At 57.9% G+C, this 14,904-nt stretch carries 17 protein-coding genes; 4 read left to right on the forward strand and 13 right to left on the reverse strand.

Annotated elements, in window-relative coordinates:
- Positions 1 to 30 precede the first annotated feature (30 nt).
- The 4 genes from proB to rplU all read right to left on the reverse strand — a co-directional run bounded on the left by proB (position 31) and on the right by rplU (position 3,253).
- On the reverse strand, positions 31 to 1,155 hold the full coding sequence (proB, locus tag SIC19_RS05780; RefSeq protein WP_075195678.1) for a glutamate 5-kinase: 1,125 nt from the start codon (positions 1,153 to 1,155) through the stop codon (positions 31 to 33).
- Positions 1,156 to 1,319: 164 nt separating this feature from the next.
- On the reverse strand, positions 1,320 to 2,507 hold the full coding sequence (cgtA, locus tag SIC19_RS05785; RefSeq protein WP_075195677.1) for an Obg family GTPase CgtA: 1,188 nt from the start codon (positions 2,505 to 2,507) through the stop codon (positions 1,320 to 1,322).
- A gap of 137 nt (positions 2,508 to 2,644) precedes the next feature.
- A complete protein-coding gene (gene rpmA, locus SIC19_RS05790; protein WP_007155544.1) occupies positions 2,645 to 2,905 on the reverse strand; it encodes a 50S ribosomal protein L27 in 261 nt (86 codons plus the stop codon).
- Positions 2,906 to 2,941: 36 nt separating this feature from the next.
- Complete coding sequence (gene rplU / locus SIC19_RS05795; protein ID WP_036203642.1) at positions 2,942 to 3,253, reverse strand: 50S ribosomal protein L21; 312 nt, start codon at positions 3,251 to 3,253, stop codon at positions 2,942 to 2,944.
- A 230-nt stretch (positions 3,254 to 3,483) separates the two neighbouring features.
- Between rplU and ispB the strand changes: the two genes are divergently transcribed.
- Entirely contained in the window at positions 3,484 to 4,452 is a 969-nt protein-coding gene (ispB, locus tag SIC19_RS05800) for an octaprenyl diphosphate synthase (RefSeq protein ID WP_075195676.1), read from the forward strand.
- A 16-nt stretch (positions 4,453 to 4,468) separates the two neighbouring features.
- Here ispB and SIC19_RS05805 read toward each other — a convergent pair whose 3' ends face one another.
- Complete coding sequence (locus tag SIC19_RS05805; RefSeq protein WP_075195675.1) at positions 4,469 to 5,470, reverse strand: glutathione S-transferase family protein; 1,002 nt, start codon at positions 5,468 to 5,470, stop codon at positions 4,469 to 4,471.
- A gap of 278 nt (positions 5,471 to 5,748) precedes the next feature.
- On the opposite strand from SIC19_RS05805, the gene SIC19_RS05810 reads away from it, so the two are divergent.
- Both SIC19_RS05810 and SIC19_RS05815 read left to right on the forward strand, forming a co-directional pair.
- The gene (locus tag SIC19_RS05810; RefSeq protein ID WP_075195674.1) at positions 5,749 to 6,660 is read left to right on the forward strand and encodes a LysR substrate-binding domain-containing protein; all 912 of its coding nucleotides are present in this window, start codon (positions 5,749 to 5,751) and stop codon (positions 6,658 to 6,660) included.
- Between the two features lie 121 nt (positions 6,661 to 6,781).
- Positions 6,782 to 8,308 carry a WS/DGAT/MGAT family O-acyltransferase gene (locus SIC19_RS05815; RefSeq protein ID WP_075195673.1) on the forward strand — a complete coding sequence of 509 codons (1,527 nt, stop codon included), beginning with the start codon at positions 6,782 to 6,784 and terminating at the stop codon, positions 8,306 to 8,308.
- A 49-nt stretch (positions 8,309 to 8,357) separates the two neighbouring features.
- On the opposite strand, the gene SIC19_RS05820 is transcribed toward SIC19_RS05815, so the two are convergent.
- Positions 8,358 to 9,041: a DUF2057 family protein gene (locus SIC19_RS05820; protein WP_075195672.1), complete on the reverse strand. Its 684-nt coding sequence runs from the start codon at positions 9,039 to 9,041 to the stop codon at positions 8,358 to 8,360.
- A 269-nt stretch (positions 9,042 to 9,310) separates the two neighbouring features.
- On the opposite strand from SIC19_RS05820, the gene SIC19_RS05825 reads away from it, so the two are divergent.
- Positions 9,311 to 9,514, forward strand: a complete 204-nt coding sequence (locus SIC19_RS05825; protein WP_027830997.1) for a DUF6316 family protein — start codon at positions 9,311 to 9,313, stop codon at positions 9,512 to 9,514.
- Between the two features lie 31 nt (positions 9,515 to 9,545).
- Here the strand turns inward: SIC19_RS05825 and SIC19_RS05830 are convergent, their stop codons facing one another.
- The 7 genes from SIC19_RS05830 to nrdR form a co-directional block, all read right to left on the reverse strand.
- Positions 9,546 to 10,073, reverse strand: coding sequence for a phosphatidylglycerophosphatase A (locus SIC19_RS05830; RefSeq protein WP_036203625.1), 528 nt, complete (start codon positions 10,071 to 10,073; stop codon positions 9,546 to 9,548).
- Positions 10,074 to 10,076: 3 nt separating this feature from the next.
- Entirely contained in the window at positions 10,077 to 11,027 is a 951-nt protein-coding gene (gene thiL / locus SIC19_RS05835) for a thiamine-phosphate kinase (RefSeq protein WP_075195671.1), read from the reverse strand.
- A gap of 3 nt (positions 11,028 to 11,030) precedes the next feature.
- Positions 11,031 to 11,507, reverse strand: coding sequence for a transcription antitermination factor NusB (nusB, locus tag SIC19_RS05840; protein ID WP_036203620.1), 477 nt, complete (start codon positions 11,505 to 11,507; stop codon positions 11,031 to 11,033).
- Positions 11,507 to 11,983, reverse strand: coding sequence for a 6,7-dimethyl-8-ribityllumazine synthase (gene ribE / locus SIC19_RS05845; RefSeq protein ID WP_007155554.1), 477 nt, complete (start codon positions 11,981 to 11,983; stop codon positions 11,507 to 11,509). Before ribE ends, nusB begins: the two co-directional genes overlap by 1 nt.
- A 54-nt stretch (positions 11,984 to 12,037) precedes the next feature.
- Positions 12,038 to 13,153 carry a bifunctional 3,4-dihydroxy-2-butanone-4-phosphate synthase/GTP cyclohydrolase II gene (gene ribBA / locus SIC19_RS05850; RefSeq protein ID WP_007155555.1) on the reverse strand — a complete coding sequence of 372 codons (1,116 nt, stop codon included), beginning with the start codon at positions 13,151 to 13,153 and terminating at the stop codon, positions 12,038 to 12,040.
- A gap of 68 nt (positions 13,154 to 13,221) precedes the next feature.
- Entirely contained in the window at positions 13,222 to 14,337 is a 1,116-nt protein-coding gene (gene ribD / locus SIC19_RS05855) for a bifunctional diaminohydroxyphosphoribosylaminopyrimidine deaminase/5-amino-6-(5-phosphoribosylamino)uracil reductase RibD (RefSeq protein WP_036203617.1), read from the reverse strand.
- The gene (gene nrdR, locus SIC19_RS05860; protein ID WP_007155557.1) at positions 14,334 to 14,852 is read right to left on the reverse strand and encodes a transcriptional regulator NrdR; all 519 of its coding nucleotides are present in this window, start codon (positions 14,850 to 14,852) and stop codon (positions 14,334 to 14,336) included. Before nrdR ends, ribD begins: the two co-directional genes overlap by 4 nt.
- Between the last annotated feature and the right edge of the window lie 52 nt (positions 14,853 to 14,904).

Here is a 14,904-nt window from a genome sequence, read left to right on the forward strand (position 1 = left end):
TTTTTTGTGCCTGCCGATTATCTTACCCGCCTACACAATCACCATGTTGTCGCGATGGACCATTTCTTCGTCAGAGATGTAACCCAGAACCTCTGTTATACGGTTGCTGGAGCGGCCAGCGATGGCTCTGGCTTCGTCAGCATCGTAATTGACCAGGCCGCGGGCGATTTCTTTGCCGCTTTCGTCGACGCAGGAGACCATTTCACCCCGACGGAACTGACCGGAAACGCTTTTTACGCCAACCGGTAAAAGACTGCGACCACCGCGGCAGAGGACGTTGACCGCGCCCTGATCAAGGGTGAGCTTGCCGCGGGTCTGGAGATGGCTGGCGAGCCACTGCTTGCGGGCGGCGATTCGACCCTGTTCGGGGAGCAGCAGGGTGCCGATGCTGTCGCCGTCGCGCAGGCGAGAGATGGCTTTTTCGATTCTGCCGCCGACGATGACGGTGAAGGCGCCGGATCGGGCAGCCAGGCGGGCGGCACGGACCTTTGTTTGCATTCCGCCGCGGCCCAGCACGCCAGCACCACCACCCGCCATGGCATCGAGCTCGGTGTCGCTGGCGCGCCGTTCGTCGACCAGCTGGGCATCGGGATTTTTGCGGGGGTCTTTGTCGAACAGGCCGAGCTGGTCGGTGAGGATGATCAATCCGTCGGCTTCGATCAGGTTGGCCACCAGCGCGCCCAAGGTGTCGTTGTCGCCAAAACGGATTTCGTCGGTGACAACGGTGTCGTTTTCGTTAACGATGGGCACCACGCCGAAATCGAGCAGCGCTCTCAAGGTGCTACGGGCATTGAGGTAGCGCTTGCGATCAGAAAGGTCATCGTGGGTCAGCAGGACTTGTGCGGTGTGCAAATCATGTCGTTTGAACTGGGCTTCCCAGGTCTGCACCAGCCCCATCTGACCAACGGCGGCTGCAGCCTGAAGTTCATGCAGTTGCTCAGGGCGAACTGTCCAACCCAGCCGGCTCATGCCTTCAGCCACAGAACCCGACGACACCACCACCACTTCAACGCCAGCAGTGACCAGCTCTGCAATCTGGTCCACCCACAACCCGAGAGCAGCAACATCCAGACCTCTGCCATCGTTGGTTAGCAAGGCGCTTCCGATTTTTATTACCAGGCGACGGGCATGACGTAATTGGGTGCGTGTACTCATTACATTCCAGCTCAGGGAGCGGACAGGCGGGGGCCTTGCTGGCGGATACGCGGTGAATACGTCCATGTACGCTCGACAAAAACATCCATGTTTTTGTCGATCCACCAGCAAGGCCCCCGCCTGTCCGACAATACTTTGGCAGTTAACTCTGACGACATAACCCGCTACTCAGGCGCGTAGACCACTTCTACATCGTAATCATCGTCATCGAAGTCGTCGTCATCCTGACGGGCTTCGCGGCGGATCTGCCGCTCGGCTTCAATTCTCGCTCGCGCCTCTTCGTCCATTTTCCGGCGGCGCGCAGCTTCGCGCTCGGCAAACTCGGGGTTCTCCGCTTCTTCCTGGGCCTGATCTTCTATCCAGCGCATGACAGCTTGAGTCAACGGCTTGGTGCCTTCGCCGCTGAGTGCGGAGATGCTGAATACAGGACCTTTCCAGTCAAGTTCATCGATGATGGCCCGACAGTGCGCCTCACGGTCTTCTTCAGAGACCATATCTACTTTGTTCAGAACCAGCCAACGCTCGCGACTGGCGAGGGTTTCGCTGAATTTTTCCAGCTCGTGCTCAATCGCACGTACGCTTTCTACTGGCGAAGACCCGTCGTAAGGCGCCACGTCCACGAGATGCAGCAGCAAGCGTGTGCGCACCAGGTGCTTGAGGAAACGGATTCCCAGCCCTGCGCCTTCCGCCGCACCTTCAATCAAGCCCGGAATATCAGCAATAACGAAACTCTGATGAGCCTGCACGCTGACCACACCAAGATTGGGCACCAGGGTGGTGAACGGATAGTCCGCCACCTTGGGGCGGGCAGCTGACACGGAACGGATAAAGGTAGACTTACCGGCATTGGGCATACCCAGAAGACCGACATCCGCCAGTACCTTCAGCTCCAGCCTCAGGTTGCGAAGCTCACCCTCGGAGCCTTTTGTAGTCTGACGCGGGGCGCGGTTGACCGAGGACTTGAAGCGAGTGTTACCCAGCCCGTGAAAACCGGCCTGGGCCACCTTCAGGCGCTCCCCGGCACGAGTCAGATCCCCCAGCACTTCGTGGGTATCCATATCCACAACCGTAGTGCCTACCGGCACCGGCAACACCAAGTCGTCGCCCTTGATGCCAGTGCAGTTGCGGCCTGAGCCCGGCTGGCCATTCTCGGCTTTGTGTTTACGCTGGAACCGGTAATCGATCAGTGTATTGAGCGCACTGTCGGCCTCCAGATACACAGAGCCACCGTCGCCACCGTCACCACCATCGGGTCCGCCTTTGGGCACGTATTTTTCACGACGGAAACTCAGGCAACCATGGCCGCCCTTGCCCGCTTCTACAATGATGGTGGCTTCGTCTACGAACTTCATCAATCAACCCTTTGCGCCCTGCGCATAAACTAAAAAGCCCCGCAGCCTCATGGAAGCTATGCGGGGCTCCAGGTGGCTCTGATATCAAATCATATCAGGGCCACCGAAGGTTCGACAGAACCCGAGATCGCCGCTGCTTACGCAGCCGGAACGATGCTCACGAACTTACGGTTCTCCGGACCCTTTACCTCAAACACGACCTGTCCGTTTGCAGTTGCAAACAGCGTGTGGTCCTTGCCAAGGCCAACGTTGTGACCCGGGTGGAAACGGGTGCCGCGCTGACGAACGATGATGCTGCCCGCGGATACAGTCTCGCCGCCGAAGCGCTTCACACCAAGTCGTTTCGACTCGGAATCGCGACCGTTACGGGTACTACCTGCTGCCTTTTTATGAGCCATTACAAGCCTCCTTATCTAAGGGGTTACTCGAGGGTCTTAGCCCTGGATACCCGTGATCTTGACTTCAGTAAACCACTGACGGTGGCCCTGACGCTTCATGGAATGCTTCCGACGACGGAACTTGATGATCTGGATCTTGTCGTGACGGCCGTGGCTAACCACTTCCGCAGTCACTTTGGCACCATCAACAACCGGTGCACCAACTTGAACCTTCTCACCATCAGCGATCAGCAGGACGCGGTCAAACTCGACGTTGCCGCCTGTTTCCACTTCCAGCTTTTCCAGCTTCAGAGTTTCGCCTTCTTTTACACGGTGCTGTTTACCACCGCTAACAATAACTGCGTACATTAACGTTCTCCGCGATTGACCCATCCCTGCTCTTATCCACCTGGTTCTAAGGGAAGCGCTTCGGCAACCCTATAGCAGGGAGCGCAGGTTGGGATGAGTTGGGCGCGTGATTGTACGAAAACCGCCGCCGCTTTACAAGCCAAGTTGACACCGATCACAGCAATACCTAGCATTGCGGCACCCGCCTATTTTTCCAACGAAAACACCAGACAAGGGATCGGACCAGCCGCATGACAGCCCAGCGTATTTACGACACCGTCGCGGACGACTTCAGCCGCGTCAACGACCTGATCATCAAACGGCTGTCATCCGACGTTCCCCTGGTGGAGAAAATCGCCCAATACATTATTGAAAGTGGTGGTAAGCGCCTGAGGCCATTACTGGTTTTACTCTCAAGCCGAGCCCTGGGCTATGAAAGGGACGATCACCTGAAACTCGCTGCGGTCATCGAGTTCCTGCACACCGCGACGCTCCTGCACGATGATGTGGTGGACACCTCGGACATGCGTCGCGGCCGCAGTACCGCCAATGCGCGCTGGGGGAACGCACCCAGCGTACTGGTAGGTGATTTCCTCTACGCCCGGGCCTTCGAGATGATGGTGGAGCTCCAGAATCTGAAAATCATGGATGTGCTGTCTCACGCCACGGCTGTAATTGCCGAAGGGGAAGTCCTTCAATTGATGAACGTTAAAAACCCGGACGTTAGCGAAGACAAGTACATGGAAGTGATTCACAACAAGACCGCCATGCTGTTCGAAGCAGCCTCCCACACCGGCGCGCTGCTCGCCGGTGCAAATGACGATCAGGAGCGGGCTATGAGCGCCTATGGCAAACACCTCGGCCTGGCGTTCCAACTGGTGGATGATGTACTGGATTACCGCGGCGATGCGGAAGCCATGGGCAAGAATGTTGGCGACGACCTGGCCGAGGGCAAACCCACCCTGCCACTGATTTACGCTATGGCCAACGGCAGTAATGATGAGAAGCAGCTCATACGCCAGGCTGTCCGCAAAGGTGGACTGGAGGACCTACCCAGTATCCTCGATATCGTGAACCGTTCGGGCGCACTGGAATACACCATGGAACGCGCGAAAGCAGAAGCCCAGGCAGCCCTCGACTGCCTGAGAGGCATTCCAGAATCTGACCACCGGGATGCGCTTACGCTACTGACCGAAGTTGCGGTCGCACGGGTCAGTTGATCATCCCCAAACAAACCTAGCCCTCAAAATCAGGCCCCAACGCTTCCCGGTTGTGGGCCGATGTAAAATCCAACCTTGGCCCCTCCGGCACAATCTGTGTCGGATTGATCGTACGCTGACTCACGTAGTAGTGCCGTTTGATCTGCCGTATATCCACCGTATCTGCCACACCGGGTACTCGATAAAGATCCCGGACATAACCGGAAAGTGCCGGAAAGTCCGCAATTCTCTGACGATTGCACTTGAAGTGACTGAAATACACAGCATCGAATCGAACCAACGTGGTAAACAACCGCCAATCCGCTTCCGTTAAGCGGTTGCCAGCCAGATAACGCTGCCCCGAGAGGCGCTCCTCCAGCCAGTCGAGAGACTCAAACAACGCCCCGTATGCCTCCTCGTATTTATCCTGGGCGGTCGCAAATCCAGCCTTATAAACACCGTTGTTCACCGTGTGATAAACCCGCTCGTTCACCCCATCGATCTCATCGTGAAGTTCTTCCGGGTGAAAGTCCAAGTCACTCCGGACACCATCCAGCCCATCGAATGCCGAGTTAAACATGCGGATAATATCCGCCGATTCATTACTGACAATCGTCTGCCTTTCCTTGTCCCACAGCGTCGGCACCGTCACCCGCCCGGAATAATCGGGCGCCGCCTTCAGATATACTTCGTACATGAAGCGCTTACCATTGGCCGAGTCCCGATGCGCCTCTTCATCCGGCCGGAACTCCCAGCCACTCTCAAGCATATCCGGATGCACAACCGACACCGAGATATGCTTCTCCAGCCCCTTCAGTGCCCGGAAAATCAACGTTCGATGGGCCCAGGGACACGCCATCGACACATACAGGTGATACCGGCCCGACTCCGCCGGAAAACCGCCCTCCCCGGCGGGCCCCGGCGAGCCATCCGCCGTGACCCAGTTCCGGAACCGGGCGGCCTCACGCTCAAACTTGCCGCCGGTTTTCGAGGTGTCGTACCACTGATCATGCCATTTGCCGTCGACGAGAAGTCCCATAACCCTATACTCCTGAACCTTATGTTTTGAGAAGGCGGCTGCGATAGTTTGTGATCGCGTCAGGGATGGGTTGTAAAAACCGTGCATTGCCAAGGATGGCAATGCCGATCCCCCAGGGATGGGTTTACGGCGTGTTTTTACGACGCATCCCTGGCGTGATCTGACTCCGAGCCTTCAAATTTCTGAATAAGCCTTACATCTTTAACAGGAAGAATACCGGCCACCCTGCTACGCTCTCAAACAATCAATTCTGGCCAACACATTCAGATAATTCGAACATGCACACAGCCATCACCATAGACGCCCTCAAAGTCCTCGATGCCATCGACCGCAAAGGCAGCTTTGCCGGCGCCGCCAACGAACTCTTCCGCGTCCCTTCGGCAATCAGCTACACCGTCCAGAAACTCGAAGAAGACCTCAACGTCGCCATCTTCGACCGCACCGGCCACCGAGCAGCCCTCACCCCAGCCGGGCGCTATTTGCTGGAAGAGGGCCGCACCCTGCTGGAAGCTGCTGAAAACCTGGCCCACACCACCCGCCAGGTGGCCCAGGGCTGGGAAACCCGACTGCGAATCGGATTCAACTCCCTGCTACCGGCCGAGTGCCTGTTTCCCGCCGTAAAAGAGTTTTACGAACTCGGCGTGCCGGTGGAAGTGCAACTGGTGGAAGAAGTCTTCGCCGGCTCCTGGGATGCGCTGCAAAGCCGACGAATTGATCTGGTTGTTGGCGCCGATCAGGTGAGCAAACCTGCAGGCTCTTTCACCACAAAACCATTGGGAAACATGACGTTCGTCTACGCAGTAGCACCGGACCACCCTCTGACAAGGGCCTCTCAGCCATTAAAGGAGGAGGATATTGCTCGCTTCCCCGCAGCAGTAGCTGCAGATACTTCCCGCTCCTTGCCCCCCGGCCACGCCGGCATATTCCGCCGCCAGCGAACCGTGACCGTTGCCAATATCGACCAGAAGATCGCCGTACAAGAAACCGGCCTTGCCGTCGGTTGGCTCCCGGAAGCACGGGTGCGAGATCAACTGGCGAATGGCCGTTTGATAGCACTCAAAGTCCACGAACCCAGGCAGGCTATCCAGCTTCACCTGGCCCGCCACGCCGAGGACCAGGGCAAGGCTCTGATGTGGTTCTGGGAAAAGCTGGGAGACTCTCCAGACATTGCTGCCTGGCTGCAGCCCTGAATGATCGCCCAAAATAGTCCTGACTTCACAACACAGGCCTCCGGGGCAAAACGGCCAACAGAATAGTGGCGCAGTCGTTTATACTGCCCCCACGCAAGAACCTGTGAACGGAGCTCAAACCATGCGGCAGCTGTCGGAGCTGGATGCCTCATTCCTGTATCTGGAGTCGGAAACCGCCCCCATGCACATTGGCGGCATCTATCTTTTTGATGCCCGAGAACGCGACAAACCCCTGGCCTTCAGCACCTTCGTCGCCTATCTGCGAAGCCGGCTCCACGTGGTCCCCCTCTTCCGCCAGCGCCTGAAGGAAATACCCTTGCGGCTGGGGCGCCCCTACTGGATTGACGATCCAGACTTCAGTATTGAGCGGCACCTGGCTTATGTGAACCTCGGCAACCACGGCAAAGTCGACAGCCTGATGGGGCTGGCCTCGCGAATTCTGGAAGAACCGCTCAAACGGGATCGCCCGTTATGGCACATCACGTTCGTCGACGGATTCCAACTCGACGACGATGTAGACAGCAAGAGTTTCGCGCTCATCGTAAAACTGCATCATGCCGCCATTGATGCGTTCAGTGGCGAGGAAATCATTGGCAAACTTCTGGAATATTCACCGAAGGCGAGAGCGATAGAAACACCGCGACCCTGGTACCCACAGCCGGAACCGTCCGAAGAAAGGGTCATTCTCCAGACCGGTGCAAATCTGCTACGCAAACCCTTGCAAATGACGTCCCTCGCCATAAGTGCGGCCGAAGCCACTGCTCGCGGGCTTATACAAAAGCAGATGCGAAAGCTGCCGTTGCCGTTCCCCCTGTTTTCCGCACCTCACAGCCCGTTTAACCGCCAGATTACCGCCAACCGCAAGATCGTTTCCGCCAGCCTGGACCTGTCCAGGCTCAAGGCCATCAAGGCAACACTCGGTGATGTAACCCTGAACGACGTCGTCCTCGGCCTATGCGCTGAAACCTTAAGTCGATACCTGGACAAGAGCAATGCCACAACGGAACGCTCTCTGGTAGCGATGACACCCATTTCCGTGCGTTCAAGCAGCCTTCGCAAGGCCACCGGCAACCAGATGTCCGCCATGTTACTGGACCTGGCCACCACCGAGCCCAATCCCGCTGAGCGAATTCGGCGGATACACTGGAATGCGGTGGAATCCGAACCCTACCGTGAAGCCATTGCGGCAGACAGGCTGACAGAGCTCCTGCCCTCCACCATGCTGGCACTCTCCGCAAGACTGTATTCCGAACTGCAGATTGCGCAACGATACCAGCCGGTATTCAACCTCCCGATCACCAACGTACCCGGGCCACAAGTGCCGCTGTACTTACAAGGTTCACGGTTGGTGCGGCAGTTCAACTCCGCCCCCCTGTTCGACAGCATGGGATTGGTGATTGTTGCAGTGAGCTATCAGGGCAGTCTGACGATCAATTTCACCCTGTGCCCCGACGTAGTGGCTGACGGCGACTCACTGCCGGAACTGCTTGAAAACAGCCTGAAATCAATCGAATCGGCGGCTGAGACTTTGCCGCCGTATGAAGAAGACACGCGCGAATACCCCGACAGTCACCCGACTCTGACTGACGAGGCACTGAACGCCATGGAAGGTGCTCTGCGGAAAACGTTCAGGCGATTTCGCAACTGAACGGCAATGGCGAGCGGCAGGCGGAGCCGCCGCCCGTCAGGATTGCGGGTTACTCGAAGGCCCAACGCAGGAACGCCCGTCGCTCTTCCTCATTGGCCTGACCCCAAAGCGACTTGAGCTCACCCAGAGTACCCATCGAGTCGGCGCTCGCGCCTCCGACACTTTCTCCTTCGCCACCAGAGCCGACCGGCGCCCTTGCAGCAGTTCGAGTGCCGGCAGGTTGGCCATCCCAGGCGCTGGCGGTGGCTACAACATTACCGGACCCATCAACCACATCAGCAGTGAAATTATTGGCGAAAGCCTCGGCATCGCTTTTGTTGGCGGGAGGCTCGAAACTGAAACGGTAGGTATCACCCGCTTGCGCATTGATCATCACTGCCTGAGGCGCTGTTTCAACAACGTGCACTTTGGATTCGCCATTGCGGACCACGCCGCTCTTGGCCCAGATGGTCTTATAGGTAAACACAACCTGATTTTCGCCCGGTAAAAGCTCGTAATTCAGGGCCAGGTCATCCATTAGAAAGTTACCGAGTTTGCGACCATTCACCTGCTGCACCCGGATTTCACCCGGGGACTCAAGGACGGCGGCCTGCGAGGAATCCACGGCGTCCCCCTCCCAGGTTTGGACGTTGCTCATGGTAGAGCTGCATCCCGCCAGCAAAACCATGGCAACAAGGGCCATTGCACTGAATCGTACTTTCTTGAAAAAGACTAAAACGTGATAGATACTCATGCTATATCCTTGTGCTGTTCGCCAGCTTTCACCGGCGGATAATCACTTGTGGTTGAAAGGCATTTTGAAGAGCGGCCGAGCCAAGGGCAAGACATGCAGCCTGTTTACAGTAACCCGATGACACTCCGGTTACGGGGAAGGCATCAAGTCTACCCAAAAAATGTAAAAAAATGTTGAATTCGGCAGGAATTGATTTAATTTTAAACAGTCAGAGAATTGAAATAACGCCCACCCGTGTCACAAATACACTGAAGGGCTCAGGAGACAACATGGATACCCAACGTCGGTCCGGAGAAAACGGCCCCGCACCGTTCCGAAGCAGTCGGTTCTTCTGCGTCGGGAGCAAGTGGTATTTCACCACCCGGGAGGGCTTCGACAGCGGTCCCTTTGCCTCCCGGCAACGCGCAGAAACCGGCCTCAGGCGTTTCCTGCATGTTGTGCGACTTCTTCCGGAAGAGCAACAGGTCCACTGATCGGGACCGTCCTCCAGTCTCATAACGATGTTCAGACAATGATCGGCATCAACCACCGGTCAATGGCGAGCAGGCACAGTAACGCCATGAAACCCGCCACGACATCGTCCACCATGATACCCAGCCCGCCCGGCAAGTACTCATCCAACCAACTAATCGGCCAGGGTTTGAGCACATCGAAAAGCCGAAACAACGTGAAAGCCATCAGAATGCCGTAAATGTTGTCCGGGATGAGTCCCAGCGCGATCCACATGCCCACAAATTCGTCCCAAACGATCCCCCCATGATCGTGGACCTTGAGATCGGCTGCCGTCTTGCCACACAACCAGATCCCAATCACGAAGGCCAGCAGGACAATTCCCCAGTAAGCCACGGGTGGCAACCAGGCAAAACAGAACCAGGCGGGAATCGCCGCAAGACTGCCCCAGGTGCCAGGCGCCCTGGCCGCTGTACCGCTGCCAAACCCAAACGCCAACAGGTGGACCGGATTACGGAGAAACCCTGGCGGCAGCAGTGCTTCAGTGAGCTCGGGTTCCTGGAGGTTGTCGTCGCTGCTCATGAATCAGTTCCTGAAATGGTCGTATCCTCCCGCTGACAGGTTCTCAATATGATCACCCCAGTCAATGGTTACACCCTCCCCGGCAACGACCTCGCCAATAACGGTCAACTCCCGCCGGACACCCTCGGGGAGACTAGCCCAAACCTGCGGAGGCAGGGTAACGCATAACTCGTAATCGTCCCCGGCGTTCAACGCCAGGCCGGCAGCATTCTGACCCACAAGGCGCTTCAGGTGTTGCGACAGTGGCAACCGACTCGCATCGATACTGCCTGCAACTCCAGAGGCCTCGAGAATATGTCCCAGGTCTGCCACCAGACCGTCAGATACATCCACCGCTGCAGTGGCGTATCCCCGAAGAGCCCTGCCAAGCACAAGCCTGGGCTCTGGAAAATGGTACCTTCGCAGGACCGCCTGCACGTCCGGCCCGGGATCATTATTCTCAAGGTGATCCAATGCCGCTCCTGCCTCTCCCAGCATACCGGAAACACAAATGTAATCTCCCACCTGGGCTCCAGACCTCAAGATGGCCCCACCTTTCGGTACCGTCCCGTGAACCTGCATGCTCAGGGTCAATGGGCCACGCGTGGTGTCGCCGCCAGCCAGCGACAGCCCAAAGCGTCTCGCCGCACTTGCCAGTCCGTGCGCATAGGCGCTCAGCCAGTCTGGATCAGCATCGGGAAGGGTCAACGCGAGGGTAAAACACACCGGATCGGCCCCCATGGCGGCGAGATCACTCGCGGCCACGGCAAGGCTTCGCCAGCCCAGCTTTTCAGGATCGTAGTGGTGGGGAAAGTGCACGCCCTCGACCAGGGCGTCCACCGAAAAGACCAGGTCCAGGCCTGGCCCAATACGCTGAATGGCACAGTCGTCACCGGGGCCCAGCAGAACCGAGGAGGCATTTCCGACCTCGGCGATGGGGAAGAAATAACGGCGGATCAGCTCGAATTCACCCATCACTCAGCGGGGACGGGTCTCAGCCAGTCGCAGTCGGTGACTGAGCTTGTCCAGAAGGCTGTTGACGAACTTATGACCTTCGGTGCCACCAAACCTCTTGGCCATCTCGATGCCTTCGTTGATCACCACTTTGTATGGAACGTCCAGGCGATGTTTGAGCTCGTACGCGCCCAGGCGCACGATCGCCAGCTCAATGGCATCCACCTCATGGATCGGGCGATCGAGGAATGGCTCCAGTAGCCGGTCTAACTCAGCCTGCTCCCGGTGAACGCCCCGAAGGAGATCGCGGAAATAGGCCGCATCTACCTTCGACATGTCGTTGTCGACGATGAATTCGGATTCGATATCGGTGATCGAGCTCTTGCTGAAGTGGCGCTGGTAAAGGCCTTGCATCGCAAGAGCCCGGGCTCTGCGTCTATCGCCTGCCTTAGGTTGGCCCGCGGGGGCCGGTTGCGCGGCACTGTCTTCCGATGCGCTCATTATTCACCCAGCTTTTTGAAGAGGCTGACCATTTCCAGGGCCGTAATCGCCGCTTCGGCGCCTTTGTTACCGGCTTTGGTACCGGCCCGCTCGATTGCCTGCTCGATGGAATCGACCGTTAACACGCCGAACGTCACCGGCACATCCGTTTCGAGGCTAACCGCACCCAGACCGCTGGAGGCTTCGCCTGCCACATAGTCGAAATGTGGTGTACCACCCCGAATAACCGCACCCAGCGCAACAATCGCATCGTGGTTGCCGGTTTCCGCCACACGCTTGACCGCAAGCGGCATCTCATAGGCGCCGGGAACCCGTACAATCGTGATATCGGAATCGGCGATACCGTGACGACGCAGGGTATCAACCGCACCCTCCACCAGGCTCTCAACCACAAAACCGTTGAAACGACCGACAACCAGTGCATATTTACCGCTGCAGTGAGTGAAATCGCCTTCTATTACTTTAATGTCTGCCATGCATGGCTCCTTCTTGGCAGCCCCGCCGTTACGATACGGGCCTGCCGGGGTTCATTATTCGGGTGTGTAGGGCACGTATTCCACAACTTCCAGCTCGAATCCGGAAATGGCAGAAAACTTGATGGGCGGGCTCAGCAGGCGCATTTTGCCAACACCGAGATCCCTCAGAATCTGTGAGCCGGTACCAACGGTAAAATAGACACCGGAGCTGCCCTTACCCGCGGACTTTTTATCCTGCTCGAAAAATTCGTGGATACGATCTTCAAGATTGTAGCTGTCTTCGGCGCTATTGAGCAGGACAACGACGCCGCGACCTTCACTCGCCACCTTCTCCAGAGCATGATGCAATGGCCAGCTACGGGAATCGGCGCGGCGGGCGCCGAGCAGGTCACGCAGAGTATCGGTGATGTGCACACGCACCAGCACCGGGTCCTCGGCCGCAATATCCCCCATCACCATGGCCAGATGGGTGGAACCCTGGATATTGTCGCGATAGGTGCGCAAGTTGAATACACCGTACTCGGTATCCAGGTCGTACTGCTCAACGCACTCAATGGTGCGCTCGTTCAATGTCCGATAGTGGATCAGATCCGCAATCGTGCCGATCTTCAGGTCGTGAGTTTCGGCAAATTTTTCCAGATCTTCACGGCGGGCCATGGACCCATCGTCGTTCATGATTTCGCAGATCACGCCGGCAGGCTCGCAGCCGGCGAGGGCTGCCAGATCACAGGATGCTTCGGTATGGCCGGCTCGGCTGAGCACCCCGCCCGGGTCCGACATCAGTGGGAAAATATGGCCTGGCTGAACCAGGTCAGACGCTTTTGCATCGCGGGCAACAGCAGCCTGGACAGTTCGCGCACGGTCGGCGGCAGAGATACCCGTCGTTACGCCTTCAGTCGCTTCAATGGACAGGGTGAACTTGGTGCCAAAACCCGATGCATTCTGCTGCACCATCAACGGCAGGCCAAGCTGTTCGCAACGATGGCGCGTCATCGGCATGCAAATCAGCCCACGACCGAAGCGGGCCATGAAGTTGATAGCCTCTGGCGTACAATGCTCTGCGGCCATCACCAGGTCACCTTCGTTTTCCCGGTCCTCATCGTCCATCAGGATAACCATCTTGCCCTGACGGATATCGTCGATAATGTCTTTAATGCTGTTCAGTGCCATACCGTATTTGCATCCTGTTGGTCTGTCCGCCCGAGTGTCGGTGCCGGCAGCCATGAATTTAGTAACCGTTACCCCGGCGCGAGGATCAATCGCTGGTCCTCGCCCAGCTGACGGCGATCCAGCACTTTCCATTGCACCTTGTCCGCCATGGATTCCAGTGGCAGATTGGCCGTTGGCCGGCCAGTGCTGCCCAGGAACACCGGCGCCTGGTAGAGCCATAGCTCATCTACCAGACGCTCGCTGATAAATGTACCGGCCAGCGTTGGGCCAGCTTCCACCAACAGTTCGTTGATGCCCAACTCCCCCAGTGAGTCGAGCAACTCGCGAACATCAATTCCATTATCCTTCCAGGCCACACCCGTCAGGCCCACGCCCAACGCGGCAAGGTCCTGTGCCGGTGCGGTTGCCAGTGTTGGGGAGGCGCAATACACCTGGACATTGCCACCCTGCAGGATCGTAGCGCCCGGGGGCGTACGCGCGTCCCGGTCCGCGATCACGCGCAGGGGCTGGCGGGACGGCTCCGTGGCGTCACCAATGTCACCCAATTCAGTCCGACGAACGGTCAGTGAAGGATTGTCAGCGAGAACCGTCCCCACCCCTGTCAGAATGGCATCGCTGATGGCCCTGAGACGCTGGACATCGCGGCGGGACTCCGAGCCGGTAATCCACTGACTTTCGCCGGAGGCCATGGCCGTCCTGCCGTCAAGGCTCGCAGCCATTTTAAGCCGAACATAGGGCCTGCCAACGTTCATTCGCTTCATGAACCCGGGATTCAATCGCACGGCCTCTTCCGCCAGTAGGCCTTCCGTTACACGAATGCCTGCCTCTCGGAGCATATCCAGGCCGCGACCGGATACCGAGGGATTGGGATCCTTGGTCGCCGCAAACACATGGGCGATGCCCGCTTCTATCAGCGCTTTGGCACAAGGCGGTGTACGGCCAAAATGACTGCAGGGCTCCAGCGTGACATAGGCCGTTGCGCCACGGGCATCCGGCCCAGCCAGGCTGAGCGCGCGCGCTTCTGCGTGAGCCTCGCCTGCTCGCTCATGCCAGCCTTCGCCCAAAATCTTGCTGCCTCGGGCGATGACGCACCCCACCCGCGGGTTGGGATGCGTCGAATAGCGACCACGCCAGGCAAGCTGCACCGCCCGTGCCATAAACGCCGTGTCCTGAGCGTCGATCATGCCTGCCCTTCGGAAGAATGGTTATCCGCCAGGGCCTTGGCTACATCCACCGGGTCTTCGCCCGAGGTCGCTGAAAGGCGCTCGATCTCTTCCTTGAACTCGTTGACGTCCTGAAAGCTGCGGTACACAGACGCGAAGCGCACGTAGGCCACTTTGTCCAATTGACGCAACTCCGTCATCACTTCTTCACCGAGTTGCATGGACTTGACTTCACGCTCGCCGGTCGCCCGCAACCGGAATCGAATGCGATTCAGTGCCGCCTCAATTTCCTCGATGCTCACCGGACGCTTCTCCAGGGCTTTCATCAGACCGGCCCGGAGCTTTTCCTCATCGAAAGGCTGACGGGTGCCGTCCTGCTTGACCACTCGAGGCATCACAAGCTCAGCCGACTCGAACGTTGTAAAACGCTCACGGCAGGACAGACACTCCCTGCGGCGACGCACCTGATCACCCTCGGCCACCAGCCGGGAGTCGATTACCTTGGTATCCGCTTCACCACAGAAAGGACAATGCATACTCAGAAGCTCCTGCAAACCATCGGGCCAGGCAACAAGGCCTGCCCGAGGG

The sequence above is a fragment of the Marinobacter sp. MIT930201 genome (genome assembly GCF_047122665.1).
In the GTDB taxonomy this organism is placed as follows: domain Bacteria; phylum Pseudomonadota; class Gammaproteobacteria; order Pseudomonadales; family Oleiphilaceae; genus Marinobacter; species Marinobacter salarius.

Coding starts and splice junctions, on each gene's coding strand:
- ribD (WP_036203617.1), bottom strand. CDS start 14,337: ATGATCGACGCTCAGGACACGGCGTTTATGGCACGGGCGGTGCAGCTT.
- nrdR (WP_007155557.1), bottom strand. CDS start 14,852: ATGCATTGTCCTTTCTGTGGTGAAGCGGATACCAAGGTAATCGACTCC.
- ribBA (WP_007155555.1), bottom strand. CDS start 13,153: ATGGCACTGAACAGCATTAAAGACATTATCGACGATATCCGTCAGGGC.
- cgtA (WP_075195677.1), bottom strand. CDS start 2,507: ATGAAGTTCGTAGACGAAGCCACCATCATTGTAGAAGCGGGCAAGGGC.
- SIC19_RS05830 (WP_036203625.1), bottom strand. CDS start 10,073: ATGAGCAGCGACGACAACCTCCAGGAACCCGAGCTCACTGAAGCACTG.
- SIC19_RS05805 (WP_075195675.1), bottom strand. CDS start 5,470: ATGGGACTTCTCGTCGACGGCAAATGGCATGATCAGTGGTACGACACC.
- rpmA (WP_007155544.1), bottom strand. CDS start 2,905: ATGGCTCATAAAAAGGCAGCAGGTAGTACCCGTAACGGTCGCGATTCC.
- SIC19_RS05815 (WP_075195673.1), top strand. CDS start 6,782: ATGCGGCAGCTGTCGGAGCTGGATGCCTCATTCCTGTATCTGGAGTCG.
- rplU (WP_036203642.1), bottom strand. CDS start 3,253: ATGTACGCAGTTATTGTTAGCGGTGGTAAACAGCACCGTGTAAAAGAA.
- ribE (WP_007155554.1), bottom strand. CDS start 11,983: ATGGCAGACATTAAAGTAATAGAAGGCGATTTCACTCACTGCAGCGGT.
- thiL (WP_075195671.1), bottom strand. CDS start 11,027: ATGGGTGAATTCGAGCTGATCCGCCGTTATTTCTTCCCCATCGCCGAG.
- SIC19_RS05825 (WP_027830997.1), top strand. CDS start 9,311: ATGGATACCCAACGTCGGTCCGGAGAAAACGGCCCCGCACCGTTCCGA.
- ispB (WP_075195676.1), top strand. CDS start 3,484: ATGACAGCCCAGCGTATTTACGACACCGTCGCGGACGACTTCAGCCGC.
- SIC19_RS05820 (WP_075195672.1), bottom strand. CDS start 9,041: ATGAGTATCTATCACGTTTTAGTCTTTTTCAAGAAAGTACGATTCAGT.
- proB (WP_075195678.1), bottom strand. CDS start 1,155: ATGAGTACACGCACCCAATTACGTCATGCCCGTCGCCTGGTAATAAAA.
- SIC19_RS05810 (WP_075195674.1), top strand. CDS start 5,749: ATGCACACAGCCATCACCATAGACGCCCTCAAAGTCCTCGATGCCATC.
- nusB (WP_036203620.1), bottom strand. CDS start 11,507: ATGAGCGCATCGGAAGACAGTGCCGCGCAACCGGCCCCCGCGGGCCAA.